The 26,528-nt window shown below is 59.2% G+C and carries 24 protein-coding genes; 13 read left to right on the top strand and 11 right to left on the bottom strand.

Features of this window, described 5'->3' with window-relative positions:
• Positions 1–468 precede the first annotated feature (468 nt).
• From OHL21_RS05150 to tyrS, 3 genes are all read right to left on the bottom strand, one after another.
• On the bottom strand, positions 469–3,135 hold the full coding sequence (locus OHL21_RS05150; RefSeq protein WP_263416177.1) for a ribonuclease R family protein: 2,667 nt from the start codon (positions 3,133–3,135) through the stop codon (positions 469–471).
• A 65-nt stretch (positions 3,136–3,200) separates the two neighbouring features.
• Positions 3,201–4,031: a hypothetical protein gene (locus tag OHL21_RS05155; protein ID WP_263416178.1), complete on the bottom strand. Its 831-nt coding sequence runs from the start codon at positions 4,029–4,031 to the stop codon at positions 3,201–3,203.
• Positions 4,032–4,195: 164 nt separating this feature from the next.
• A complete protein-coding gene (gene tyrS / locus OHL21_RS05160) occupies positions 4,196–5,431 on the bottom strand; it encodes a tyrosine--tRNA ligase (RefSeq protein WP_263416179.1) in 1,236 nt (411 codons plus the stop codon).
• A gap of 48 nt (positions 5,432–5,479) precedes the next feature.
• Between tyrS and OHL21_RS05165 the strand changes: the two genes are divergently transcribed.
• Entirely contained in the window at positions 5,480–5,854 is a 375-nt protein-coding gene (locus OHL21_RS05165; protein WP_263416180.1) for an MmcQ/YjbR family DNA-binding protein, read from the top strand.
• A 213-nt stretch (positions 5,855–6,067) separates the two neighbouring features.
• Here the strand turns inward: OHL21_RS05165 and OHL21_RS05170 are convergent, their stop codons facing one another.
• A complete protein-coding gene (locus OHL21_RS05170) occupies positions 6,068–8,521 on the bottom strand; it encodes a heavy metal translocating P-type ATPase (protein WP_263416181.1) in 2,454 nt (817 codons plus the stop codon).
• Between the two features lie 144 nt (positions 8,522–8,665).
• Here OHL21_RS05170 and OHL21_RS05175 point away from each other — a divergent pair, with 144 nt between their 5' ends.
• Entirely contained in the window at positions 8,666–9,973 is a 1,308-nt protein-coding gene (locus tag OHL21_RS05175) for an MFS transporter (RefSeq protein WP_263416182.1), read from the top strand.
• A gap of 216 nt (positions 9,974–10,189) precedes the next feature.
• Here the strand turns inward: OHL21_RS05175 and OHL21_RS05180 are convergent, their stop codons facing one another.
• A complete protein-coding gene (locus OHL21_RS05180; RefSeq protein WP_263416183.1) occupies positions 10,190–10,981 on the bottom strand; it encodes an SDR family NAD(P)-dependent oxidoreductase in 792 nt (263 codons plus the stop codon).
• Positions 10,982–10,983: 2 nt separating this feature from the next.
• On the bottom strand, positions 10,984–12,027 hold the full coding sequence (locus tag OHL21_RS05185) for a galactitol-1-phosphate 5-dehydrogenase (RefSeq protein ID WP_263416184.1): 1,044 nt from the start codon (positions 12,025–12,027) through the stop codon (positions 10,984–10,986).
• Between the two features lie 222 nt (positions 12,028–12,249).
• Here OHL21_RS05185 and rpmB point away from each other — a divergent pair, with 222 nt between their 5' ends.
• On the top strand, positions 12,250–12,438 hold the full coding sequence (gene rpmB, locus OHL21_RS05190) for a 50S ribosomal protein L28 (RefSeq protein ID WP_147645762.1): 189 nt from the start codon (positions 12,250–12,252) through the stop codon (positions 12,436–12,438).
• A gap of 97 nt (positions 12,439–12,535) precedes the next feature.
• Here the strand turns inward: rpmB and OHL21_RS05195 are convergent, their stop codons facing one another.
• Complete coding sequence (locus tag OHL21_RS05195) at positions 12,536–13,825, bottom strand: ArnT family glycosyltransferase (RefSeq protein ID WP_263416185.1); 1,290 nt, start codon at positions 13,823–13,825, stop codon at positions 12,536–12,538.
• Positions 13,826–13,863: 38 nt separating this feature from the next.
• On the opposite strand from OHL21_RS05195, the gene OHL21_RS05200 reads away from it, so the two are divergent.
• From OHL21_RS05200 to OHL21_RS05215, 4 genes are all read left to right on the top strand, one after another.
• The gene (locus OHL21_RS05200) at positions 13,864–14,352 is read left to right on the top strand and encodes a DinB family protein (protein ID WP_263416186.1); all 489 of its coding nucleotides are present in this window, start codon (positions 13,864–13,866) and stop codon (positions 14,350–14,352) included.
• A gap of 214 nt (positions 14,353–14,566) precedes the next feature.
• Complete coding sequence (locus tag OHL21_RS05205; protein ID WP_263416187.1) at positions 14,567–15,862, top strand: Hsp70 family protein; 1,296 nt, start codon at positions 14,567–14,569, stop codon at positions 15,860–15,862.
• A 381-nt stretch (positions 15,863–16,243) separates the two neighbouring features.
• On the top strand, positions 16,244–16,936 hold the full coding sequence (locus tag OHL21_RS05210; RefSeq protein ID WP_263416188.1) for a YdeI/OmpD-associated family protein: 693 nt from the start codon (positions 16,244–16,246) through the stop codon (positions 16,934–16,936).
• A 118-nt stretch (positions 16,937–17,054) separates the two neighbouring features.
• The gene (locus tag OHL21_RS05215) at positions 17,055–17,834 is read left to right on the top strand and encodes a DUF3050 domain-containing protein (protein WP_263416189.1); all 780 of its coding nucleotides are present in this window, start codon (positions 17,055–17,057) and stop codon (positions 17,832–17,834) included.
• A 128-nt stretch (positions 17,835–17,962) separates the two neighbouring features.
• Here OHL21_RS05215 and OHL21_RS05220 read toward each other — a convergent pair whose 3' ends face one another.
• Entirely contained in the window at positions 17,963–18,478 is a 516-nt protein-coding gene (locus tag OHL21_RS05220; protein WP_263416190.1) for a gamma carbonic anhydrase family protein, read from the bottom strand.
• Positions 18,479–18,492: 14 nt separating this feature from the next.
• Entirely contained in the window at positions 18,493–18,930 is a 438-nt protein-coding gene (locus OHL21_RS05225) for a DUF6249 domain-containing protein (RefSeq protein ID WP_263416191.1), read from the bottom strand.
• Positions 18,931–18,974: 44 nt separating this feature from the next.
• Here OHL21_RS05225 and OHL21_RS05230 point away from each other — a divergent pair, with 44 nt between their 5' ends.
• The 4 genes from OHL21_RS05230 (at position 18,975) to OHL21_RS05245 (ending at position 20,834) form a co-directional block, all read left to right on the top strand.
• Entirely contained in the window at positions 18,975–19,622 is a 648-nt protein-coding gene (locus OHL21_RS05230; RefSeq protein WP_263416192.1) for an RNA polymerase sigma factor, read from the top strand.
• A complete protein-coding gene (locus OHL21_RS05235) occupies positions 19,619–19,942 on the top strand; it encodes a hypothetical protein (RefSeq protein ID WP_263416193.1) in 324 nt (107 codons plus the stop codon). The genes OHL21_RS05230 and OHL21_RS05235 overlap by 4 nt, the downstream gene beginning before the upstream one ends.
• Positions 19,943–20,050: 108 nt before the next feature.
• On the top strand, positions 20,051–20,248 hold the full coding sequence (gene rpsU, locus OHL21_RS05240; protein WP_263416194.1) for a 30S ribosomal protein S21: 198 nt from the start codon (positions 20,051–20,053) through the stop codon (positions 20,246–20,248).
• 244 nt (positions 20,249–20,492) lie between these two features.
• Positions 20,493–20,834 carry a zinc-ribbon domain containing protein gene (locus tag OHL21_RS05245; protein WP_263416195.1) on the top strand — a complete coding sequence of 114 codons (342 nt, stop codon included), beginning with the start codon at positions 20,493–20,495 and terminating at the stop codon, positions 20,832–20,834.
• Positions 20,835–21,310: 476 nt separating this feature from the next.
• On the opposite strand, the gene OHL21_RS05250 is transcribed toward OHL21_RS05245, so the two are convergent.
• Positions 21,311–21,451, bottom strand: a complete 141-nt coding sequence (locus OHL21_RS05250; RefSeq protein WP_263416196.1) for a hypothetical protein — start codon at positions 21,449–21,451, stop codon at positions 21,311–21,313.
• A 284-nt stretch (positions 21,452–21,735) separates the two neighbouring features.
• On the opposite strand from OHL21_RS05250, the gene OHL21_RS05255 reads away from it, so the two are divergent.
• A complete protein-coding gene (locus OHL21_RS05255; RefSeq protein ID WP_263416197.1) occupies positions 21,736–22,410 on the top strand; it encodes an OmpH family outer membrane protein in 675 nt (224 codons plus the stop codon).
• Positions 22,411–22,737: 327 nt separating this feature from the next.
• Here OHL21_RS05255 and lepA read toward each other — a convergent pair whose 3' ends face one another.
• Positions 22,738–24,540 (bottom strand): translation elongation factor 4, encoded by a 1,803-nt coding sequence (gene lepA / locus OHL21_RS05260; protein WP_263416198.1) that lies wholly within the window; start codon positions 24,538–24,540, stop codon positions 22,738–22,740.
• Between the two features lie 119 nt (positions 24,541–24,659).
• Between lepA and OHL21_RS05265 the strand changes: the two genes are divergently transcribed.
• The gene (locus OHL21_RS05265; RefSeq protein ID WP_263416199.1) at positions 24,660–26,441 is read left to right on the top strand and encodes a lytic transglycosylase domain-containing protein; all 1,782 of its coding nucleotides are present in this window, start codon (positions 24,660–24,662) and stop codon (positions 26,439–26,441) included.
• The last annotated feature ends 87 nt before the right edge of the window (positions 26,442–26,528 follow it).

Raw genomic sequence — 26,528 nt, forward strand, 5'->3', positions numbered from 1 at the left:
GCTCTTTCTTACGTCTGGACTGTAAAACGGAGAACGGCTGAGCCCATTATCAGGTGCAGCGGAGCACGTTACAAGGGGATGAATCCGCCATTTTTACGATGGCATTCATCGGCATATGCGATAACCCTGAAGGTGGGGCGTCTCAGGTGCGCGAAGCGCACTTATTTGGTTTGTCATTTCGTAACGACCGAAGGGAGTGGAGAATCTGCTTCTACCAGGGAGATTGATGTACAAGAAGCAGATTTCTCCGCTGTGCTACGAAATGCCAAACTATTCATGGTTCATCAACCCATGCACCGGGTATCCTATCCATCGCCTTGCGATGGGTAGGATATTCGAGCGAAGCTCGAATCGCGGAGTTATAGAGCGGGCCTTCAGCCCTTTGGTTTCAATGGGCCGGAGAGACCTGGGACGTTGCCCCAGGCTGATATAGAACGCCCTTCAGCGCTCAGAGTCATGGCACGCTGCTTACTTCTTCTTACCCCGCTTTGCCTTCTTCTCTCGCTGAATCGACTTCTTCGAGCGCTTCTTCCCGGCGCCCTTCGGAGGCTTGTACGAATGGGCTCCGCGCTTCGCCGGACGCTCTCCGTCCGCTGGCGTGACGGGGCCGCTCTCTTCTTCCAAAATGGCAAACTGCAGCCGGCGATTCACGCGATCGACGCGATCGAGTAGGACCCGCACCTTCTGTCCCATGGCATAGCAGCGCCCGTTGCGGTCGCCGCAGATGCGGCGTGAGCTTTCGTTGAAGTAGTAGCGATCGTCGCGCAGCGAGTCGATCGGGACCAGGCCTTCCACGAAAAGACCATCGAGCTCGACGAAGAGTCCGTATTTTGTAGCCGACAGGATCATCGCGTCGAAGTCTTCGCCCACGCGGTCCTGCATGAACTTGATCTTCTTCCACTCGATCAGCTCGCGCTCGGCATCTTCGGAGCCGCGTTCGCGCTCGCTCGACTCCTGTGCAATGGCGGCCAGCTCGCTGGCCATGATTGGGCCTTCCAGATCGGTTGCTTGCTTCGTAAAGCGGGGATTCGCCCACGGCGACGGCTTATCGCTCAGGACGGCGCCACCCATCGGATTGGCTCCGCTGTGCAGCAGGTCTTTGACGATGCGATGCACGATCAGGTCCGGATAACGGCGGATCGGCGAGGTGAAGTGCGTATAGGTCGGTGACGCCAGAGCGAAGTGGCCTTCGTTCTGTTCGGAATATACCGCCTGTTTCAGAGAGCGCAGCATGAGGTAGGCGAGGATGCGCTCCTCCGGCTTGCCCGCGATGCGCTCGGTCAGCTTCTGATACATGCGGGGCGTCACCGGAATCTCTTCCGTGACCTCATGTGTCTTTGCCGCGCGTCCGCTGCCGCGCGCATCGCGACGGTCACCGCGTGTCTGGACCTTGCGCACCGGCAGATTGCCGATCCCGAGCGAGTAGCCGAAGCCGGCCGCCGTCTCTTCGAACTCGACAACGCGCCGTGCATCAGGAGGTTCGTGGATACGATAGATGCCGGGAACGCCCTGCGACTCAATCCAGGTAGCCACGCATTCATTGGCAGAGAGCATAAATTCTTCGATCAGGCGATGCGCCCAGATGCGTTCAGACCGCACGATGCCCTGCATCTCACCGGCCTCGTTGAACTGCACGACGGGTTCGGGGAGATCGAAGTCGATAGAGCCGCGCCGTACGCGCTTGCGATTCAGCAGCCGTGAGAGTGCCTCCATGCGCTTGAACTCGGGTACCAGGTCGGCGAACTCCCGCAGTGCGTTGGCGTCATCATCGAGCACACGCTGCACGTTGGTGTAGGTCATGCGCTGCGTGGAGCGGATGATGCCTTCCATTACCTGGTAGCGCAGCACTTCGCCGCGCTGGTCAATCTCCATCACGCAGGAGAGGACCAACCGGTTCTCGTGCGGACGCAGCGAGCACATATCGCTGGAAAGCTCCTGCGGCAGCATCGGAATGGCGCGGTCGGGGAAGTAAACGCTGGTGCCGCGTAGCCGAGCTTCCAGATCGAGTGCGCTTCCAGGCAGGACATACTCAGCGACATCAGCGATGTGAACCTGCAGCTCCCAGTTGCCGCTGGGCAGAAGGCGGGCGTGGACGGCATCGTCGAAGTCCTTGGCGGTTTCGCCGTCGATGGTGACGATCGGGAAGCTACGGAAGTCGATGCGGCCGCTCTCACCGGGACGTGTTCCGAATCCATTCCACGGCGTCGATTCGAGCTCGTGGATGTACTCTCCGTTGAGCTCCGCCGCCTGCGCGCGAGCCTCTTCGAGTACGTTGTCCGGGAAAATGTGCGGCAGATGATGCTTGCGGATAATGATCTCGACGTCGACACCGAAGGCGTCTTTGTCGCCCAGAACCTCGATGACCCGCCCTGTTGCCGGACGGGCAGTGGTGGGGAAGTCGGTGATCTCAACATCGACGGCCATGCCTTCGAGGTTGCGCCAGTCCTCCTCAAGCTGTGCCCGGGCCTCCTCGCCCAGTACACGATGTGGGGAACCCTCCCTCTGTAGAGGGACCTCCAACCCTTCGGGGATGAGGATTGGCTGCGTCATGCGCTCGTCGAGCGGTGTGACGTAGTTGCCGCGCACCAACGGCGAGTCATTCCGCTTCTGCGGACGGGCGTAGTGAAAGATGCCGACGACCGTCGGGTTCTTGTGGTTGAGTACACGGGCGATGCGTCCGGACCGGCGGCCGTCGCGCTGCGGTGGGCCAACCTCCACCAGCACCTGGTCGCCCTGCATGGCTCCGTTGATGTCCGGCGGAGGAATGAAGATGTCATCCTCGCCCGGAACGCGAACAAAACCGAAGCCGTCACGATGCAGGTCGAGTTTGCCGGAGACGAGGTTGTCGCGATTGAACGATGCCGCCGTGGGGTATCTGCCACGCCTGGTGGAGCTCGTCTTACCCTGTTGCCCACGGTCATTTGGCTTCGGTACCGCCCACTGATCGTGATTGACTTTTTGTAGCGCCCCGCTGGCAGTCATGCGGGCAAGGTGCTCGAGCAGCAACCGTCGCTCGCGACCTCCGCCGAGGCCGAGCTCGCGGATGAGTTGTTTGTAGCCTGCGCGTCCGCCGGGAGAACGTTCAATCAGCCGAAGGAGCTCGCGGTCGGTCTGGGGATAGTTTCGGCCTGCCATCGTCCCCTCAAGCATAAAGGGCGCGGAGGTGACCGCGCCCTTGTCGAGTGAGCGGTGTTTTTTTCTTACCGCCGCGCGAGCGTATCTGGTGGCTGCGATTTCAGTTCAGCGGCAGCCTCCTGCAGTGTCATGGCGTCGGGCGTAAGACGGAAGCCGGACTTAACCTCGTCTTCCTGCTCAGAGATGGTCTTGAAGAGCAGCGCCTTCCCTTCAATGTGGATGTGAGTCTCGACGATGAGCCATACGCCGGGCTTGACCTCCTTACGCTCTACCGAGAAGGTGCCGCCTTTCCGCATGCGGCCGAAAAGACCCCATCCGAAGGTGACGTCATTGGTGAGGCTCCCATGCATCAGTTTCAGACGATGCTGGGCTTTATCCACGACAATCTCGCCGGACATGGCGGCGAAGACGCGGGCTTCCATCGAGGGTGGAGTGAAGTTGGGGTTGGGAGCAAAAGCCAGGGTGACCGTCTCCGGGCCTTCGGACTTGATCGACCAGTAGAAGGCATCCGGCATCATGCGCAGCATGTCCGCGGCACGTTTGTCATCTTCGCGGCTGCTTTTGCGCTGCTTCTCCTGTTCACTGGGGCTGGCGACGAATTCGGTGATCTTACGATCTTCTTCGGCGAGTTCCGCAGGGGTAAGGGGGCGGCCATCGGTACGAATCTTCTTCTTCACTGCTCCGCCGTCCGTCTCAATGACGTAGAAGAGCGCATCCTCGCCGGGCTTCTGATAGTGCGAGCGGTATTGCCACCGGGTCTGGTCGTTGCGGTCGGCCTCGAGCTCCGTCTGCATGACCTTGCGCGCCAGGTTCTGGGCGGCGGTGTCCTGTTGTGAAAGAGCAGGAAGAGCAAAAACAATCAGTGCTGCAACGGCGGCGATCGATCGGGTCCCCATCAGTACGGGTTCCTCCTTGGACTTCCTGACCCGGTTGGATGCATCTTTGTCGCGGCTGGTTTACGGCATTGTAGTAAGTGATTGATTTGATTGATAATTGTAGGGGCGGCAAAGCAACCCGGGATCCGTCAAAGCAGGCATCCCGAGTTGCTGAATAGCCACACTCAGGCGATCACTGCGAGCTTCGCGCGTTTTCCGAGGCGCACGGGAATGCGAGCAGGCAATTGGGCGACCGTCAGGAAGGCATCCTTATGGACATTGCCGTCGATCCGCACGGCGCCCTCAGCTACTTTTCGCGTCGCTTCTCCTGCGGAGGCAGCGAGACCGAGAGCGACGAGAAGCTTTGCGACACGCACGCTGGAATCCGTGATGGCGAGCGCCTCCTGAGAGATCGCCACCTCCTCCAGGTCATCGGAGATGGCCTTCTGCTGGAAGGTGCGGGCCCAGTTCTCCTCGGCGTGCGCCGCTTCCGCTTCGGAGTGGAAGCCGGCTGTAATGGTGCGCGCGAGGTTCTTCTTTGCCTGCATGGGATGCAGCGCCCCTGAGGCAACATCGGTCCGCATCTGGTCGATGGCAGACTGAGGCAGGTCGGTGAGGAAGACCCAGTAACGCCACATCAGCTCATCGGAGATGCTCATCAGCTTGCCGTACATCTCTCCCGGCGGCTCCTTGATGCCGATGGCATTGCCCAGCGACTTCGACATCTTCTGCACGCCGTCGAGACCTTCGAGGATGGGCGTCATCAGGATGATCTGCGGAGCCTGTCCGTGAGTACGCTGCAGGTCACGGCCCCGCATCAGGTTGAACTTCTGATCCGTGCCTCCCAGCTCCACATCGCACTTCAGCGCGACGGAGTCGTAGCCCTGCGCCATGGGGTACAGCAGCTCGTGGACATGGATGGGCTGCTCTTCCTGGAAGCGTTTGTGGAAGTCTTCCCGCTCCAGCATCTGCGAGACGGTGAATTGTGCCGTCAGCTTGATGATGCCGGCGTAGCCGAGCTGATCGAGCCATTCGGAGTTGTAGCGGACCTCGGTTTTTTCCGGATCGAGAATCCTGAAGACCTGTTCTTTATAGGTCTCGGCGTTGACGTCGATCTCTTCACGCGTGAGCGGCTTGCGTGTCTGGCTCTTGCCGGTGGGGTCACCGATCAGGGCAGTCGAGTCGCCGATCAGGAAGATAACGGTGTGGCCCAGGGTCTGGAAGTGCTTCAGTTTACGCATCAGCACGGTGTGGCCAAGGTGCAGATCGGGCGCCGTGGGATCGAAGCCGGCTTTGATGCGCATGGGGGTGCCGGTCGCGATCGACTTCTCGATGCGTTTGGCGAGGTCCTCCAGCGGAATGATCTCCGCCGCGCCCTTGGTGATGAGGTCAAGCTGTTCCTGCAGTGATGGAAAGGTCATGATGTCGCACCTTCAAGTATAGAAGGCGGGCGTGGGATACTTGCGGGCATGGATGTCGAAGGTGTTCGCAAGTTCCTGCGCTCCCTGCCTCATGTGGCGGAGACCCGCCAGTGGGGCGACAACCTGGTCTTCTGGGTAGGCGATAAGGCCAAAGGCGGCAAGATGTTCGCCCTCATCAATCTGGACGACGAGTCCCGCCTGGGGCGCCAGCCGGTGGTCTTCAGCTTCGCGGCCGATCCGGAGCGGTTTCACGAGCTGCTGGAGATAGAAGGTGTGTTGCCCGCGCCTTACCTGGCGCGGGCGAAATGGATTGCGCTGACGGGTTGGAATATCTTCCGCAAAGCGGAATTGGAAGAACTGCTGCGCCAGGCGCATACCCGCGTCTTCGAGAAGCTGCCAAAGAAGGTGAAAGCAGCTCTGTGATCTACGACGCCACGAACGCCTTCGCAACCCATACACTGGGTGTCCCATCCATCGCCACTCACCCCAGCGAAGTTCGCCGGGGACTCCGATACGCGATGGATGGGATGTTCGAGCAAACACCAAACGGATTCGCGCAACGCGCGAATCTCCCACCCATTGCTTCGCAATGGATGGGGCACCCAGTGTATGGGTTCTTAACCTGTCGATAAGCCTCTAAATCTTCGTCGCTCTAAGCCGCAACGCATTCGCAATCACCGACACCGAACTGAAGCTCATAGCGGCCGCGGCGATCATCGGGCTGAGTACGATGCCGAAGACGGGATACAGCGCTCCCGCGGCAACCGGCACGCCCAGTGCGTTGTAGATAAAGGCGAAGAAGAGGTTCTGCTTGATATTGCTCATGGTCGCTTCGCTGAGCCGGTAGGCGCGCAGAATACCGTTGAGGTCGCCCTTCACCAGTGTGACTCCTGCGGTCTGCATGGCCACGTCAGTGCCGGTCCCCATGGCGATGCCGACATTGGCCTTTGCCAGAGCAATGGCATCATTCACGCCGTCGCCTGCCATGGCGACGACATGTCCAGCCTGCTGCAGCTTCTCGATTGCTTGACGTTTGCCGTCCGGCAGGACCTCGGCGATGACCTGATCGATTGCGAGCTGCGAGGCCACAGCTTCCGCTGTCGTGCGGCTGTCACCGGTCAGCATCACAATTGCAAGACCCTGGTTGTGGAGTTTGCGTAAGGCTTCGCGAGCTGTGGCTTTGATGGGATCGGCGACAGCGAGAATGCCAAGCAGGGCGTTGTCCTGCGCCAGGAAGACGACGGTCTGTCCTTCGTGGCGTAGCTTGTCGGCTTCTGTGGAGGAGGTATCGATTCCCAGCTCCTGCATCAGAGCGTTGTTACCGAGTGCGATGGTGGCACCGTCGATTTGGCCGCGGACACCTTTGCCCGTGATGGAGGAGAAGTTCGTGACCGGCATCAGGCCCAGGCTACGTTCCTTGGCCGCAGCAACAATCGCGGCGGCAAGCGGATGCTCGCTGGCGTTCTCCAGACTGGCTGCCAGCCGCAGCAGGTGAGCTTCCTCAATGCCATAGGACTTGATGGCTGTAATGCGAGGTTTGCCTTCAGTGAGTGTGCCGGTCTTGTCGAGAACCAGGGTGTCGACCTTACGCAATGTCTCAATGGCTTCAGCATTGCGAAAGAGCACACCGATGTGTGCAGCCTTACCGCTGGAGACCATAATCGACATCGGTGTTGCCAGACCCAGGGCGCAGGGGCAGGCGATCATCACAACAGCGACGGCCGAGACGAGGGCATGCGCCAGCCGCGGTTGTGGTCCGACGAGAGCCCACGCGATGGCAGCGAGTGCGGCCGCAAGGATAACTGCGGGAACAAAGTAGCCTGCAACCTGATCGGCAAGGCGCTGAATCGGTGCGCGGCTGCGCTGTGCCTGGGCGACCATCTGCACAATCTGGGAGAGCAGGCTCTCGCGGCCGACACGGTCGGCACGCAGCACCAGCGTTCCCGTGCCGTTGACTGTCGCTCCGGTCACGCGGTCTCCGGCATGTTTTTCGACCGGGATGGGCTCGCCGGTCATCATCGACTCGTCGACAGAGCTGGCGCCTTCTGTGACCACGCCATCGGCAGGAATCTTTTCGCCGGGGCGAACGCGGAGGAGATCGCCGGCATGAACCAGCTCGAGGGGAATATCCTCTTCGGTTCCATCTGCCTTAATGCGCCGCGCCGATTTCGCCGCGAGACCAAGCAGGCTGCGGATCGCCCCTCCGGTGCGAGCGCGCGCCTTCAGCTCGAGCACCTGACCCAGCAGCACCAGGACCACGATGACGGCGGCAGCCTCGAAGTACACCGGAGCCTCTCCCATCTCATCGCGAAAGGCAGCAGGGAAGAGGCCAGGAAAGAAGAGCGCGGCCACGCTGTAACCATAAGCGGCGGCAACACCGAGGCCGATGAGAGTAAACATGTTCAGGTTGCGTGTGCGGACGGACTGTACGGCACGCTCGAAGAAGGGCCATCCTCCCCACAGCACGACCGGCGTGCTGAGCGCCATCTCCAGCCAGTGAAGCGTGCGCCCGCCGAGGAGATGTTCCGCCCACATGCCGCTCATGGCGGCGATAAAGACTGGAGCCGTGAGGATGGCGCAGATCCAGAAGCGACGGCGCATGTCGGTCAGTTCGGGGTTCTCCTGCTCTGCAACGTCGACCGTCCGGGGTTCTAACGCCATACCGCACTTGGGGCAGTTCCCGGGATCATCGCTGACAACCTCCGGGTGCATCGGGCAGGTGTATTCGGTGCGTGTGAGAGCTGGTGGGGCTGCAGGCTCAAGCGCCATGCCGCACTTCGGGCAATTTCCGGGTCCCTTCTGACGGACTTCGGGATCCATGGGGCAGGTGTATTCGGCGGCAGCTTCTGCTGCGGTCGGTGGCGCTGCAGGTTTTGGGTTCAGATACTTTTCCGGATTGGCCTTGAACTTAGTTGCGCAGCCAGCGCAGCAGAAGTAATAGGTCTTGCCCTGATATTCGGCTTTCGCAGGAGCGGTTTCCGGATTCACCATCATGCCGCAGACGGGATCTTTCTGCGGAGGCCGGCTGACGATGTTGAAAAGGGAAGGCTTCGCGCCCTGGTGACTGCTGCTGTGGTGTTCGTGCTCCATCGCCATCTCCTCGATTATGCGACGTCCCGCCGCATGGGGTGATGCATGGGAGAACGCATGGCCGAAGAAGGCATTACACCGCAGAGCTGCCGTGGAGGGTAGTAAGCAAGCTGTAGCTTTGGCGTGATAGAGTCGCGATGCCCGATGAAAACTGAAAACAGCAATGCTGCGTCGTATCGCTGGACCGTTGGAGTGCTGCTTGGCGTCGGCGTCCTGGTGAACTACTTTGACCGCGTCAATCTTTCGGTCTCGCACGACGCGCTGGTGCAGACCTTCGGAATTACACCCTCGGTCTTTGGCCAGCTCTCCGCGGCGTATTCGTGGACCTATGCAGCGTGTCAGCTACCAACCGGTGTCGTGCTCGATGCTTTCGGTGTGCGTAAGGTCTCGCTCTACTCGATTGCGATCTGGGGCATTGCGTCGATTGCCGCAGCGTTTGCACCCGGCGTGCTGCTGTTCTTTGCGGCACGGCTGCTGCTTGGTATCGGAGAAGCTCCGACCTTTCCGGCGAATGCGAAGGCTGTCGGCGCATGGTTCCCACAACATGAACGGTCGCTGGCGACGGCGATCTTTGACAGTGCGGCGAAATTAGCCAATGGAATCGGTGTGCCGTTGCTCGGGCTGTTGCTGTTGCGCGTCGGGTGGCGGATGTCTTTTGGCTTCACGGCTGCCCTTTCGTTTGCGTATCTCGGTCTATTTGCGTTGCTCTATCGCGAGCCCGATCGCTTCACCATGCGCAACGTAATCCATCCAACCTCAGAGACGACAGAGGATGCGGCTGCGATCCTGGCTCCGCCGATTCCGCTGGCCCGGCTATTACGCGAGCGCAAGGTGATCGGTCTGGCGATCGGTGCAGGAGCATACAACTACGTCTTCTATCTGCTATTGACGTGGCTGCCGACCTATCTTGCAGAGACACTGCACATCTCGCTGCGGCAGTCGTTTCTCTTTACCTCTATGCCGTGGCTGGTGGCAACTGCCTGCGGCTTCTTCATCGGTGGCGTGCTGGTCGACTTTCTAATTCGTCGCGGCAAAGATGCGAGCACGGTGCGACGTTCGGTGCTGCTCATTGGGACCACCTGCGGCCTGGGGTTGGTGGGTGCGGCCTTTGCGCATGATGTTGTTTCGGCGCTGGTGCCGATCTCAATTGCGATCGGTGGTCTCTCCGCGGCATCGCCCATCTGCTGGAGTCTGCCCTCGCTGCTGGTGCCGAATACCAGCACCGGCAAGGTGGGCGGCATCATGAACTTCTCCAACCAGCTCTCCGCCATCGCGGCGCCGATCCTGACTGGCTATACGGTGCAGGCGACACACAACTTTACCTGGGCGTTTGGTATCGCTGCGGCGTATCTGGTAATCGGTGTGTTGTCGTATGCCTTCCTGCTTGGACGGATTCAGCCGATTGATGTGCGGCGGGCGTTAGAGACTAGCGCGTCGATGCATTCGATCTGAGACTGGTGGGAGCAGCGGGCTTCAGCCCGCTGACAAGGGATCAAAAAATAATGGGCTTCAGCCCTGGGCCTTTTCCTGACAGACAGAGAAAACCCAGGGCTGAAGCCCATTATTTTTTTCAGCTGATAGACCGTGGGCTAAAAGCCCACGGCTCCCACCGATTCGAGCTCCGCTCGGAGATCCCGTCCAGCGCTTCACGATGGATGGGGGTACGTCCTAGCTCTTCTTCACCAGCGCTCTCGTTGCGCCAACTGAGATACCGCCGTCGATCAAAATCGTCTGCCCCGTGACGTAGCGGGAAGCTTCGCTTGCCAGAAAGACTACAGCGCCGTCCAGATCGTTAGGAGCTCCCGGCCGCTTCAGCGGGATGCGCTCGACCAGATACTGTACCCAGCCCTCGTCTTCGTACATCACGCGGTTCTGGTTGGTCTTGAACCATCCAGGAGCAAGCACGTTGACCGTCACGCCATGTGGTCCCCAGTCATCCGCAAGGCTCATCGTCAGCTGCTTAATGCCACCGCGGCTGGCCCCATACGGCCCCAACCCTGCAGACCCGCGCACGCTGGTGACTGAACCGACGTTAATGATGCGGCCGTAGCCGCGGGTGATCATGCCGCGCGCGATGGTCTGTGCGACGAAGAAGGCTCCGCGCAGATTGGTGTCGAGGATGGTGTTCCAGTCCTCCCACGTGACCTCGAGTGCAGGCTTACGGATATTGCATCCGGCGTTGTTTACCAGGATGTCGACCTTGCCGTAGACGGCATCGGCAGCCGGACCGAAGGCTGTGATGCTCTTCTCGTCGCGCACATCGAGCGTCAACGCATGAGCGGTGATGCCCATGCCGGCGAGCTCTTCCACGAAAGCGTCGCAGTCGCCGGCCTTGCGGCTGGTGACGATCAGTTTTGCGCCCGCACGGCCGAGTGCGCGAGAGAAGTACTGTCCCAGGCCGCGCGATGCTCCGGTAACAACGGCTACCTGTCCTGTCAGATCGAAGAGGTTCTCGCTCAACGCTAATTCTCCTTCCCGGGTGCAACAACGACCTTGAGCAAGCCTGCCTCGCGCGCATGCAGACGAGAAAACCAGTTAGCAGCCTCTTCCAGAGTGCTGACCGCTGAGATCAGCGGCTTTACGGTGATGGCTCCTTCTGACATCAGGCGAATTGCTTCGACGTACTCTCCGGCAGAGGAGCAAGAGCCCTGCAGGCGGACCTCGCGGGTGACCACGCGCTGCAGCGGCAGTGGAACCTCGGGCTGAATATTGCCGATCAGGCCGACCGTGCCGCCACGGCGTACACATTCGATCGAAGCAACGACGGTCTCCGCCCGGCCAACTGCCTCGAGGACGACGTCCACACCAAGGTTGCCGGTACGGCGCAGGATCTCGGCGACCAGGTCGTTGCCCGAAAGATGCAGCGTGTCCGGAATCCCGACATCAACCGCCATCTGCAGGCGAGCAGCATCGACGTCGGCGATGGTGACGGAGCGTGCTCCGGCAGCGCGTGCGGCCTGGGCGGTCAGCAGGCCGATCATCCCCGCGCCAATCACCAGGGCAGAATTGCCGGGCTTCAGTTGGGAGACGCGGACACCGTGCAGTGCAACGGCGACGGCTTCCAGCATGGCGGCTTCTTCGAAGGGAAAGTTTTCCGGCAGCTTGTACAGGATGCGTTCGGGCACGGCAACGAACTCGGCAAAGGCGCCGTGACGGCGGTAGTCGCCGCAGGAGACGCCCATCACCTGGCGGTTGTCGCAGAGGTTGACCTCGCCCCGTTTGCAGAACTCGCACTTGCCGCAGTAGACGGTGGAGTCGAAGGTGACGCGGTCGCCTGCCTTATAGCCCTGCACCTCGGAGCCGACTGCGGCGATAATGCCGGCAGCCTCGTGACCCATGACGATGGGGGGAATGCGGCGGCCGGAACCGCCATCGTAGCCGTGAACGTCGCTTCCGCAGATGCCGCAGGCCGCAACCTTGATCAGAACCTCGTCGGCGGCAACGGCCGGGACGGGCATGTCGATGACCTGCAGATGTTCATACGCCTCAAGCATTAGGGCTTTCATGCGTTGTGCTTTCTCCTGTTGGGGATAAGCATACGGGGTGCTCCGTATGCCTGTCCTCTTGATTGCCGGGAGACCGGAAGTACGGTATTCTTTAACTTCCGCAGCAAGCCCGCGGCCCCGTTCTGGAGGCCTGGCGGCCCAAAGCGAGGCGAAAACGCCCTCCCACTGCGCGAAAACACCTTCGTCCAACCTGATTGTCGGGAGACGACCTGGAGATTTGTCATGGCACAGACCTGTGAGTTTTGCGGCAAGGGACCGCAGTTCGGCAACAACATTTCGCACGCGCACAACGTTACCCGCCGCCGCTGGAACGTAAACCTGCAGGCCGTGAAGGCCGTTGTGAACGGCGCCAGCAAGCGCATCCGCGTCTGCACCAGCTGCATCAAGTCCGGTAAGGTCGTTAAGGCCTAAGCCTTTTTATAAGAACAACTTCTCAGTCGCCCGGCAAGCGCGCAGCTTGCCGGGCTTTCTGCGTTAAGCACATAAAAGCTGCACTGGAAATGGTGCACTAGGGCATGGTTTCGGTCGGCGCCTTCCGGCGCTTCTCAGCGCTCTGGAACAGATACACTCCCAGAATCATGATGAGCGGTTCGAAGACATGCCGGAACCGCGCCTGTACGGTGACAAAGTAGTAGGGCAGCGGCAGTAGCAGGAAGGCTGCTGCAAAGAGCCAGGCTCCCTTGATTTTTCGTTTTAATGCCAAAGCCAGGCCAAGCAGACCGGCGACGCTGCCGAAGGCGAAGTTGATCTCGCGTCCGTACTCGACATACTCCTTGTGGGGAACAATTGGCTGCGGCACACCGGCCCAGAACATGTAGGTCCGAAGCGCAGCCAGTTGGAAGTAGCGAGAGCGATGGGTAGCAATCCATTGCTTTGCGGCATCACCGCGTACCTTCACGAAGGCGATCTCACCGGCGGTGGCATACTCCTGCTGCAGCTTGTTCTGGCCATACCAGATCAGGCCGCCCCACGGAAACCCTACAGACCAGTCAGAGTTGCCCATGTAGTTCTCGGCGCCGAAGTTGTCACGCATGGGAATAAAGGTGTGAAAGATCCTGTAGTTGCGTACGACCCAGGGCATCGTAAACGCGATGACGATCAGCGTTGCGGCGACCGCCTTTTGCAGCGCAGGGAAGAATCGTGCCTTTGCCTTCAGGTAGACCCAGATTACACAGACAGGCAACATCATCAGCGGTGTTGGTTGCGTGAGAGCGATCAGCCCACCCAGCGCGCCGAAGACTGTCCATTGTCGCCAGCTTCCTCCACCGTTCTCCGCCATGCGCAGTGTCATGACGATCAACCATGAAAACAGGAGGCAGGTGAGCGTCATCTCCCACACCCAGCGAACCGCAAACTGCATCGCCGCTGGATACAGCGCCCACAACCAGGCAGACCAGATCGCAACCTTCGGATTGAAGCAACGATAGGCGATCTCAAAGATCGCCAGGGCAGTAAGCGCCGAAAAGACACTATTGAGCGTCAGAATCGACCAGGCGGCCATAGGGGAATAAACGCCAAAGATCTTGAACGCGGCAGCGATGATGAAGGTGTACAAAGGCGGCAGCCATGCCGTGGGTCCGGTGTGGCCGAAGAATGGGTCAGCGTAGCCATACCCGTTGACCAGTGCACGCGCGATGCGGCCGGCCTCCCATCCGAACTGAAAGTGGTCTTCCCCAGGACGAAATCGGTACGTATGCGCGAGGGTCATGTAGAGGACGCGTATAGCAAAGGCGACCCAGAAGATCTTCCATGGCAGACGAATCGGTTCCTGTTGTTCGCTGCCGGCGATGTTGGCCATATTTCTTATTCAATCATCGTTTGCTCTATGCTTCCCCCATGACTCCTAATCCTTATGCTGCCGCCCTCGGAGACAACGATCCCGCAACCGTGCTGGCCACCACGCCGGCGAAACTGAAGGCTCTGGTCGCGGGCCTGACCGCGGAACAGGTGAATACATCGCCCGCCCCGGGTAAGTGGAGTATCCGCGAGATCTTTGCGCATCTGGCCGACTGCGAGATGGCCTTCGGCTTCCGTCTGCGCCAGACATTGGCCGTTGATAACCCCGTGCTGCAGCCCTTCGATCAGGACAAGTGGGCCGAGCACTATGCGGCGTACGACTATGCCACCGCGGTGGCGTTCTACGAGGCATTCCGTGACTGGAACCTGAGATTCCTGTCGACGGTGACCGACGAGCAGAAGCAGCGCGGAGCGTCGCATCCGGAGCGCGGGTTCACACCGTTCTCCGTGCAGGTCGCGACCATCGCCGGCCATGACCTGCACCACGTGGCCCACATGGAAAAGCTGGTGGCAGGCTTAAAGGCGTAACTCGGGTACGCACTCGTTGCCCCATTCTTTGCGACAGCGTCGCAAAGGGTGGGGTATCGCGCGACGCGCGACCGTTTTTGCATCTCAATGATCCTTCAGAAAGGATCAATATGAGTGCCCCGGACATGGGCACCGGTGCATGGGCTATCTCGAATAGATCGATACACCTTGGGTCCTCTCCAAACAAATATCGAATCTGCGAAATAATGATCGGATGCGTCCGTTTCGCATCGGTATCGACTTCGGCACAACCAATACCTCTATCGCCCGCGCAGACGGCAGCGAAGTGACGCTCGCGCACTTCGTCGCGCCGACGGGAGAGACGCCGTCGTACCGATCGCTGCTGTACCTGGAGCAGGTGCGGGAGAAGGGGCGTCCGGTGGTGCACTCGTACACCGGGCCGCGCGGCATCGAGCATTATCTTGCTGCCGATCATGAGTCGTCGGGGACGCAGGGACGGCTGATCCAGTCGCTCAAGTCTTATTTGCCTTCGCGGTCGCTTACGGGAACGGAAGTCTTTGGCCGCAGGTACACCCTCGAAGATCTGATCGCGCGCATCCTGATGGACGTGCGTGTCGCCGCGGAGCGCCAGTTTGGCCATCCTGTGCGCAGCGTCACGGCGGGCCGCCCGGTTCGTTTTGTGGGATCGGAATCGGAGGAGGATGATGCCTTTGCCGAGTCACGTCTGCGCCATGCCTTTGAACTTGCTGGATACGAAGAGGTGCGCTTTCAACTGGAGCCGATCGGCGCGGCTTACAGCTATGAGTCCTCACTGGACCATGACGAGTTGATTTTGATCGGCGACTTCGGTGGCGGGACCTCGGACTTTTCACTCTTGCATGTGGGGCCATCGTTCCGCTCGCAGGCAGACCGCGGCAAATCGATGCTCGGAACGTCGGGCCTGGGACTTGCGGGCGATGCCTTCGATGCAAAGATCGTGCGCAAGCTGGTCTCTCCGGCGCTGGGGGCGGATACGCTTTCGCGCTCGTTGAAGAAGCTGCTGCCCGCCGTGCCGAACTGGATCTTCGCCAACCTGGAGCGGTGGCACTATCTCTCGTTCCTGCGGACACGCAATGTAATGGAGATCCTGTCGCGAGCAGAACGCTCCGCCCTGGAGCCGGAGAAGATCACGGCACTCATTACGCTTATCGATCGCGATCTTGGGTATCAATTACACCAGGCCGTACAGCGGACGAAGGTGCAGTTGTCGATTGAGGAGGCGGCCGAGTTCTTCTTCCGGGACGACGACCTCGAGTTACGGGCAACGGTGAAGCGCAGTGAGTTCGAAGGATGGATCGCCGAGGAGTTAGAGGCGATTGAGCAAGCCGTTGCCCGCCTGCTCGACACTACTGGAGTACAGCCGCATCAGATTGATCGTGTGTTCCTGACGGGAGGCACCAGTTTTGTCCCCGCGGTGCGGGCTATCTTCCATCGCATGATCGGTGAGGGCAAGCTGCGCACAGGCAACGAGTTCACTTCAGTCGCGCATGGGCTGTCGCTGAGTACGTAGCGCTGGGCCCGATTCGTCGTCGCTCGCGGATAGAGATCTGCGTTTGTTGTTCCAATCTTCGCTCAGGCTGGAAAGAAAAGTGGTACCTCAGCGGCTAAAGCCGAGGTCATTTTGCAGCTATTTCGGCACGGCTGAAGCCGTGCCCTTAAGCAAAACAAAAGAAACTCTATTCTCAACTCTTAGACTTTCGCGAACCGTACGCTGATTTCCCAACACGTGCTCTGTCATTCACTCCGCGACCTTGCCTTTTGGTTCGCGCAACGCGCGAATGTCTTGCTTAAGGGGACGGCTTCAGCCGTCCCATATTGGGGCTAGAAAAGATGCGGCTTTAGCCGCTGAGGTACAGATTCTTTCTCGCCGTTTCAGTAAGGCGTTCATATAATGGCCTCCATGCCGCCGTCGAAGAACAAACCCAAGACCTTCAAAGCCACGCTGGAGCATCTCCAGGGAAATCTGGGATGGGTCGTTGCGTATCTTCCTTTTGATCCGGCGAAGGCCTGGCCGGAGCGGAAGCGGCTGCGGGTGCGAGGGGATGTCAACGGTCATGCCTTTCGCAGCTCGCTCTTTCCTAAAAGCGGTGGTGGCGGTTTCTTTCTTCTGGTGAACAAGACGATGCAGAAGGGGGCAAAAGCGGCGCCGGGTTCCGTGGTCACCATCACCATGGAGCCCGATCTGGAGGAGCGTGACTTCGGTGTGCCGCCTACGCTCGTGCCCTACCTGAAGAAAGACCGCGCGCTCAAGAAGTTTTATGACGAGTTTTCTGATTCGACCAAACATGACATTGGGCGTTATATGGCAGAGCCCAAAACTCCGGAGGCCCTGAAAGAGCGTACGGAGCGGTTCCTTGAGCGCGTGATGCTCACCATGGAGGGCGAGCAGATCACGCCGCCTATCCTGGTCATGCTCTTCCGTGAGAATCCGCTGGCGGAGAGAGGCTGGGAACTGATGACAAAGGTTCAGCGGCGTAATAGCCTGCTGGCCATCTTCTATTACCGCACGCCGGAGAGCCGCGAGAAGCGCGCTCGCAAGGTAGTAGAGGAAGCAGTGAAAGTGGCAGAGAAGAAATTGAGATAGAGCCTTTTCCCTGTTGCTGGGTATCCCGGAAGAGGAGTGCAGCGGCGTTTTCATTGCGGAAAATGCCCATAGATGAGAAAACCCTACAGTACACCTACAGGAAATGCTCCAGCATGCGATGCTTAACGACGTGAATGTAGACTTTGCCACCGGCCAGTTGGCGCAACTTCAGCAACGGATTCAGCCGCTGCACAATGAGCTGGCTGCGCATCCTCTCTTCTCCTCCTTCCACACGATGGGCGATCTGCATCGCTTCATGGAGACGCACGTCTATGCGGTGTGGGATTTCATGTCGCTGCTGAAGGCTCTGCAGCGCGGTCTGACGTGTGTCGACGTTCCCTGGCTGCCGTCGCCGGATCCCGTCTCCTGCCATCTGGTGAACCAGATCGTTCTGGGTGAGGAGAGCGATGTTTACGCCCATCAGCACATGTCGCACTTCGAGCTTTATCTGCTCGCCATGCGTTCGGCCGGAGCTTCGACCCAGTCCATCGATGCCTTCCTCGCACTGCTTCGTAGCGGCACGGGCGTACAGAGAGCTCTGGTCGCTGCTGTTGCTCCCATGGGGGCGGCGGCGTTCGTGCGGCAAACCTTTGCGTTGATTGAGACCGGTAAGCTGCATACCATCGCGTCGGCGTTTACCTTCGGACGCGAAGACCTGATCCCGGATATGTTCCAGGGCTTTCTCGACCGGCTTGCACCGGAGCTGCAGCCAAAGCTTGAAACCTTCCTCTGGTATCTGAACCGGCACATTGAAGTCGATGGCGGCGAGCACGGACCAATGGCCCTGAAGATGGTGGCCAAGCTGTGTGGAAATGATCCGGTACGTTGGCAGGAAGCGGCGGATGCAGCGGAGGCAGCACTACAGGCCCGTCTGGCCTTGTGGAACTCGCTGGCGTAAATTGGGTCGGCGACAAGAAGTTCTATTTTGATCGGAATTTCAGGGCTTCCTTACCCACCCTAGCGTTGCGAGGGTGGGGCACCCGGCTTGTGAAACGCAACTAGCAACCAGGAACTAGCAACCAGCAACTATTTGGTTTCTTCCAGATAGATCTTCGTGTAGTCGAGATAGTTGTTGGCGTATTGCAGAATCATCTCGCGGTCTTTGTCGTCGAGCTGGCGGCGGACCTTGCCCGGCAGACCGGCCACCAGGGAACGCGGCGGAATGACGGTGCCCTCCGGAATCAGGGCTCCTGCCGCAATGATGGAGCCTTCGCCAATCCGTGCGCCGTTAAGGATAGTGGCGTGCATGCCGACCAGGACAGCGTCCTCGACCGTGCATCCATGGACAACGGCTGAGTGGCCGATGGTGACCAACTCACCGATATGGACCGGGTGGACATAGCGCATGCCGTGCAGCACGGCGCAGTCCTGGATATTGGTCTTCGATGCGATGCGGATCGCATTGACGTCGCCGCGGACAACGGCATTCATCCAGACGGAGCTGTGATCGCCGAAGGTGACATCGCCGATCACCTGCGCGGATTGATCGATATAGCAGCCCTGGCCAACAATGGGCGTCTTTCCCTGATAGGAGCGGATCATGCGCTCGATTCTACTCACTCTTCGCCGACGACAAGACCCAGGCGCTCCATCTCACGCGCCTGAATCTTGTAGTCGATCCAGAATCCGATGCCGATTGCTACCGGAATCAAACCACCGGCCGCGCCTGCCAGGATCTCCCGGACCTGGAGAATCAGGGTCAGCATAAGACATGTGGCGATGATGCCGACGCCGACGGCCATCAGAATCAGGGCTGCACGGCGCGCATTCTTCATACCGCGCAGAGGGTCCCCACGTTCCTGCTCGGCACGTTCTACCGCGCCGAAGACCTTCTCGATTTGCTCGAGGGGAATGCCTCGCTGCAGCGCAGCCATCCGTTGCTCCACTTTGAGTTTCTTTTCGTGATAGCCCGAGACCATACCGCCGACGCCGAGGATGACGATCATGGCGAAGGCTGCTACCGGAATAACGAATGGGGTGTGTAGTACTTCCATCTGCTGTACCTCCTTGTGTTCTGCGGGCGTAAGACTGTAAGGCGATGAGAAAGTTTCAGGCGATATGGGTGAAACTTTCGGCGACAATCTCAGTCCTACCGACTTTGCAGACCAGCGCCCAATTCGAACAGATCGTGCAAGAACACCAGCAGCAGGTCTTCCGCACCCTTGCCCGGCTGGTGAACCGCCGGGAAAATCTGGAGGATCTGGCGCAGGAGGTGTTTCTGCGGCTGTACCGGGCGCTGCCCACATTTCGAGGTGAGGCGATGCTGTCGACCTATCTGTATCGCATTACGGTGAACGTAGCGCAGGATGAGTGGAAGCGCCGCCGCCGTGTCGACGACCCGCTGCTTCCCATGTCGGCAGGAGAAGAGGACGGCGGTCCAACGCTTGAAGATCGGCTGGCGCATCGGGATCCGGGGGCGGAGCAGCAGCTTCTCTCTGAAGAGTTCTGGTCGATGGTGCAGCAGCAGATGATGACGCTGACTCCAGTAGAGCGGACCGTGCTGATCCTCTTCCATCAGGAAGAGCAGACCTACGAACAGATCGCGCTGACGCTGAATCTCCCGATTAATACCGTGCGGACGCATCTGCACCGTGCTCGCACACGTCTGAAGCAGAGAGTAGAGCAGGCGATGGAGCCGGAAACAGCGAAATCCGCTGTTAGGATCAACGAAAGGGTAAGGGCATGACTGAAGATCTCGACCGGAATCAGAATCTCGATCTCCGCATCGCGGAGGCCCTTGACCGTGGACCGCATGTCATCGTGCCTGAGGGGTTCGCGGCGCGTCTCGCATCTCGTCTGCCGGAGCAGGCGCCGGCCCGCTCGATGATGCCGGTCTTTCGCTACACCTACTCACGGCGGCTGGCCATGGTGTGCGTAGCATTATTGGCTATGGTTCTGCTGGTGGTGGCTACATCCAGGCCATCGAACTTCACCCTGGCGGAGGCAATTTTTGTGGGCGAACTGGCGTTGCTGACCCTGTGGCTTTTCTCCCGGCGAATGGCATGATCCGGTTGCACCATTTCCGGTGCAGAACGCTGGATTTCCTGGCAATTGGCCGAAAATCAGATATTCTTAGATGATCCCTTATCGGGACGGGAGTGAGGTGTATCTCCATTGGCAGAGGTTCGAGTTCAAGAAGGCGAACCCCTTGAAAATGCCCTGCGCCGTTTTAAGCGCAAGGTGCAGCAGGAAGACATTATCAAGGAAGTAAAGCGTCATTCCTTCTACCTGAAGCCGGGTGAAAAGCGGCGTGTAAAGGAAGCCCTGGCCCGCAAGCGCAACCGCAAGAAGTCGCGCAAGGAGCAGGACTAACCGCAGTACCGGCAGGACCGCGGCACGGATGCCGGCGGTCCTGCCATCGAAAGATGATGAACTTCTCCGTCGAGGTCTTCTCTTGTCCCCGGCGACTTTCGGCGTAAGTAAGCCGTCTAATGGAAGATACGGAGCCGGTTCCACGGCTCTCCGGGCCCAAGCACTGACAAAGAAATAGGTTTATGGTTTCTACGCGCTGTCTGGCGTGATGCCTTCTTTTACGTTAGTAACGAAAGAAGCCCCCATGGAGTTTGTGGACCGTATTCTGAAGTGCTCCGACTGTGGCAGTGAGTTCGTCTTCACTGCCGGGGAACAGCTATTTTTCTTCGACAAACAGTTCAAGAACGATCCCAAGCGCTGCAAGCCCTGCAAGGCGAAGCGGGCAGCGCGGGGAACCGGTTCTGCTCCTAACACTCGAACTGAGACGCGCACGCAGTGCAGCGAGTGTGGCGTAGAGACGACCGTGCCCTTCAAACCGACGCAAGGACGCCCCGTCCTCTGCCGTCAGTGTTTCCAGCAGAAGCGCCCGGTAGCCGCCGTAATTGCGGTACCAGATCCCTCCAGCACGCCGATCGCACAGGCTTAGAACTGTATCGATAGAAAAACGGCGAAGGAACACACTGCTCTTCCAACCTTGCAGAGCCCTTTGTTTGTCATTTTCGGAGCTGCGGGATCCTGGCCTTTGCTGGCTTGGGGTAAAGCGTAGCGGAGAATCTGCTTTCTAATAGCTCTGCATAAAAGGTTTGGTACCTCAGCGGCTGAAGCCGCTTTCCTATTACCTCCCGGTACGGGACGCTGAAAGCCGTCCCCTTAAGCAAGACATTCGCGCGTTGCGGGAACATAGAAGCGATCTCTTAGATTGTGAGGCAGACTTTCTAAGAGTCGTCGCCAATCACTCGAATGAACTTGTTCATCCGAGTGATCGATCGCGCAATGCGTGATCGTCTTGCTTAAGGGCATGGCTTCAGCCATGCGTACCAAGTCCGGCAAAGACACGGCTTCAGCCGCTGAGGTACCAAACTTTTATGCCAGGAAGATTCCTTTCAAACGTTCCCCTCCGCTTCAATCAGCTTGATCTCCACCGCCGGCACCATCCATGGACGCTCTTCCTCCGGGATAAGAACTGGTCGAGAGGCAGTTTCTGCGGCTCTGGTCGATGACCAGCGCAATCAATAACATCACCAGACTCCTGGAGCGAATCATAGGGAGTTCCTCGGCGAAGTCTGAGATTAAACGGATTTGGCGGGGTTCAGCGGGATCTTTGACGAGCGGTGAAATAGCTCCATAGGCGTGCCCGTTATCTTGCACGGTGCTAACGGCCCGCCTATAATTTCGTCAGTTCCCTGAGAGCAGCGCCATCTCGTTTCACCCCCGCGACAACCGGCTGAACGATGGAGAGCGGTCGAGTCGCCGCATCGCATGCACGCAGGAACCAAGGTGTAGAGGTATACGGGTCACATCGACCATCAAGGAGTTTCACCATCCGCATGAATCGTAACGTTCTTCTCATTTCCGCGATCGCCGCCGGCATCGCGGCTCCCGCTCTGGCACAGACCGCCGCTCCGCAGGCCGCTGCTCCCGCTGCGGCGCCGCAGCAGGTGAAGCCCGAAGCCGTTCCCGCGAAGATCGCTCTGATCGCCTTCGAGCAGGTGGTTCTGGCCACCAACGAGGGCCAGCAGGCAGTCGCCACTATCCAGAAGAAGTACGAGCCCACCAAGGCCAAGATCGAAGCTGCGGGTAGCGAGGTCGATTCACTGAAGAAGCAGCTCCAGAGCGGTACCAACCTCTCGGACGATGAGAAGGCCAGCCGCGCCCGCACCATCGACACGAAGGAAAAGCAGCTCAACCGCGATGCCGAGGATGCACAGGCTGCTTACAACCAGGATCTGCAGGAAGCTATCAGCAAGATCGCCGGCAAGGTAAGCCAGGTAGCCCAGCAGTATGTTGCCAAGAATGGCTACACGCTCCTGATCGACATCGGCAGCCAGCAGAGCAATGTCATGTGGGCGACTCCGAACACCGATATCTCGCAGGCCGTTGTGGATGCCTACAACACGCAGTCCGGTGTTGCTGCTCCTCCGCCGTCCGCTCCGTCGGCCACCAAGCCGGCAACGCCGCGTCCGTCGACGACGCCGCATCCGTCGACGACGCCGAAGAAGTAAAACAGATTCCGCGAAACCAAACCAAAAGGGCCGGAGGATATCCTCCGGCCCTTTGCGTATTCCTGTGGAAAATTCTGTGGATCACTTTTGGGTATCGGCGGGAAAACGCGGATCCGTTGTTGAAGAATGCACTATCTATGGTTCGGAGTAGGCGTGTAAGGGACTTGTTTTCATTGATTTAAAGGAATTGTTTGACAGCGGGGCAGAGATGGTTTTGGGCTTTTTCCCATTACGGACCGGGAGCAGGCTTTCCACAGATCGTGTTACACCACCGTTAATGATCCTGCTGAATCTAAAGAGACAATCGTCCGGGACGGCAGTGCAAGCCTAGTCTTCCCCGATCTTGAGGACGGCGAGAAAGGCCTCCTGCGGAATGTCGACTTTGCCGATACGCTTCATCCGCTTCTTGCCTTCCTTCTGCTTTTCCAGCAGTTTGCGCTTACGGCTGATGTCGCCGCCGTAGCACTTGGCGATTACGTTCTTGCGGATAGCAGAGACCGTTTCGCGGGCGACAATCTTTGAACCGATCGCAGCCTGGATCGCGACCTCGAACATCTGCCGGGGGATCAGCTCCTTCATCTTGTGGACGAGTGCCTTACCGCGTTCATAGGCGACATCACGGTGAACGATGATGGAGAGTGCATCAACCGGTTCGCCGGAGACGAGGATATCCATCTTCACCATCGGCGAGACCCACGTGCCGGTGAGGTGATAGTCCAGCGAGGCGTAACCGCGCGAGACGGACTTCAGGCGGTCATAGAAGTCGAGCACGATCTCGTTCAACGGCAGCTCGTAGGTCAGCATGACGCGTGTCGGTGTGACGTACTCGAAGTTCTTCTGCTTACCGCGCTTCTCTTCCACCAGCTTCAGAATGCCGCCGACATATTCTTCGTTGGTCATGATCATCGCGGTGATGATCGGTTCTTCGATCTTTTCGATTGAGGTGACCTCCGGCCAGCGCGATGGATTGTCCACCTCGAGGACCGAGCCGTCGGTCATGGTGATCTTGTAGCGCACGCCGGGGGCGGTGGTGATGAGATCGAGATTGAATTCGCGCTCCAGGCGCTCCTGGATGATCTCCATGTGGAGAAGACCGAGGAAGCCGCAGCGGAACCCGAAGCCAAGTGCGGCCGAGCTTTCCGGTTCAAAGAAGAAGCTGGAGTCGTTCAGACGCAACTTCTCGAGAGCGTCGCGCAGTAGGGTGTGCTCATGGGAGTCTACGGTGTAGAGTCCGGCGAAGACCATGCTCTTGATGTCTTCGAAGCCGGGCAGCATCTCCGATGCGGGATGGCTGGCGTCGGTAACGGTATCGCCGATCTTGGTATCGGCGACGTTCTTGATGGTGGCGACGAAGAAGCCGACCTCTCCGGCGCTGAGAGATTCGATCTCAACCGGCTTGGGGGTGAGGACGCCGAGGTTCTCAATGTCGAAGACCTTGCCGTTCGACATCAGCTTGATCTTCTGGCCCTTGTACATGCGGCCGTTGATGATACGGGCAAGTACGATTACGCCGCGGTAGGCATCGAACCAGGAGTCGAAGATCAGCGCCTGCAGGGGAGCGTTGCTATCGCCTTTTGGAGATGGCAGCAGATGAACGATAGACTCCAAAATCTCGTCGACACCGAGGCCGGTCTTCGCGGAGACCGGGACCGCGTGGTCCGCGGGCAGGCCGACCGCCTGCTCGATCATCTCCTTGGTACGCGGGATATCGGCGCTGGGAAGATCGATCTTATTAATGACCGGGATGATCTCGAGACCGTTGTTGATGGCGAGATAGGCGTTGGCCAGGGTCTGGGCCTCGACGCCCTGCGAGGCATCGACGACCAGCAGCGCTCCCTCGCAGGAGGCAAGCGAGCGCGAGACCTCGTAGCTGAAGTCCACGTGGCCGGGTGTATCGATGAGATTCAACTGGTAGGTCTGTCCATCGCGCGCGGTGTACATCATGCGGACCGAGTGGGCCTTGATGGTGATGCCGCGCTCGCGCTCCAGGTCCATGGCATCCAGCACCTGAGCCTGCATCTCGCGCGCGGTCAAAGAGCCAGTCATCTCCAGCAGACGATCTGAGAGTGTGGACTTGCCGTGGTCGATGTGCGCGATGATCGCGAAGTTTCGGATGTATTTAGGATCCATCTCGGGTGGGAACAGCCTCAACCTCCATCTTAACATCCGCGTGGGCTGGAAGGACCGCAACCATTGGGAGAAGCCGGCGTCATACAATGAGCAGGAACTGCGTGCGTCGATCTAACTCCATGCCGACCCGATTCGGCAAAGTACTTTTGGGCCTGGCCTGCACCCCCGTGGTGTTTCTTACGGGGTGTCCCCAGCAGCAGCCGGTCAAGGCGCCCACACCGCAGGCTCCTCCGACGATTACGGCCACGCCGGCGCCGGCCGCAGCTCCTCAGGTTCCCGACTACGCTGCCCGCGCGCAGGCAACGCGGGTACAGCAGCTCATCAACCAGGTAGATCGCAGCTATAACTCCGGTCTGCAGAACTATCGTGCCGGAAGACTCGACGCGGCGCGCATGGATTTCGATGCATCGGTCGACATGATGCTGACCAGCGGTCTGGATATCCGGTCGATCCAGCAGCTCAATGACGAGTTCGAGCGCGTGGTCACCGCCGTGAATGCGCTGGAGCTGGACGCATTGAAGCAGGGCACCGGTTTCTCTCCGAAGCTGGAGGCCGCACCTCTGGACGCGGCCAATGAAGTGACCTTCTCTCCCGATCCCGAGCTGACCGCAAGATTGAATGCCGAACTGCGCACCACGACGTCAGACTTTCCGCTGGCGGTGAATGATTACGTCGCCGGTTTTATCAATTACTTCACCAAGTCTCCCAGCGGTCACGTGCACCTGCTGCGATCGCTGGAGCGTGCCGGCAAGTACAAGGACATGATTCAGAAGATCCTGCGCGAGGAAGGTGTACCGCAGGACCTGATTTATCTTGCGGTCGCCGAGTCCGGCTTTCAGCCGCAGGCATTGAATGGGAAGAGCGGCGCGGGAGGCATGTGGCAGTTCATGCCATTTGCCGGCGCATATGGGCTTACGCGTAACGGCTGGGTGGACGAACGGTTTGACCCGGAGAAGTCCTCGCGCGCTTATGCGCGGTACATCAAAGAGCTCTATAACCAGTTTGGTGACTGGTACCTGGCGCTTGCTGCCTATGACTGGGGTCCGGGCAATGTGCAGCGTGCAGTCATGCACACAGGCTATGCAGACTTCTGGGAGCTGTACCGGCGCGGCAATCTTCCGGGCGAGACGAAAAATTATGTGCCGGGCATCATCGCGGCCATCATCATGGCGAAGAACCCGCAACAGTACAACCTGACGGAGATCAATCCGGAGCCTCCCGCAGTCTATGACACGGTGACGGTGAGCTCACAAGTGGACCTTCGCCTGGTGGCGGACGTGACGAACTCATCGGTCGCGACGCTGGTGGGTCTGAACCCGAGCCTGTTGCGGCTGGTTACGCCGCGCGATATGACCTTCGATCTCCACATCCCGGCGGGGACGAAGGATGAGTTCCAGAAACGCATCAGCGCCATTCCGGAAGCTAAGCGCGTAAGCTGGCGCTTCCATGAGGTGCGCGGCGGCGAAACGTTGAGTTCCATCGCGGAGAGCTTCCACGTCCATGCATCCGACATCGCCAGCGTGAATGACATCGCCGATGGAAGCGCGCTCGATCTGGGCGATGAGCTCGTGATTCCAGTGGCTCCGGTGAGCACCACCAGCGCATCGAGCGTCCATATTCAGCGTTACACCATGCGCAGGGGCGATACGCTGATCACCGTTGCAGACCGCTTCGGTGTCAGCGTGGAGCAGTTGCGGCGCTGGAATATGCTGCGTTCAAGCCAGGTAAGCGCAGGCAAATCGCTCATCGTGAGTGAGCCGGTAAGGCTTGCGCCACAGGGGCGTGGCACTCGCAAGAAAGCATCGGGTGCGAAGTCATCAGCATCCGCAAAGAGCTCTTCGAAGAAGAGTGCGACGGCATCAAAGAGGCCTTCCAGCTCGACCGCCAGGAGACGCCGGTAAGCAAAAAGAGTTCCTCTAACGCAACTTCTTCTTGCCAACGCTTCCTCATCGTTGCATTCTTTAGCTAGAATTCGTTCCGCCGGAGCT

The organism is Terriglobus albidus (genome assembly GCF_025685425.1).
Taxonomy (GTDB): domain Bacteria; phylum Acidobacteriota; class Terriglobia; order Terriglobales; family Acidobacteriaceae; genus Terriglobus; species Terriglobus albidus.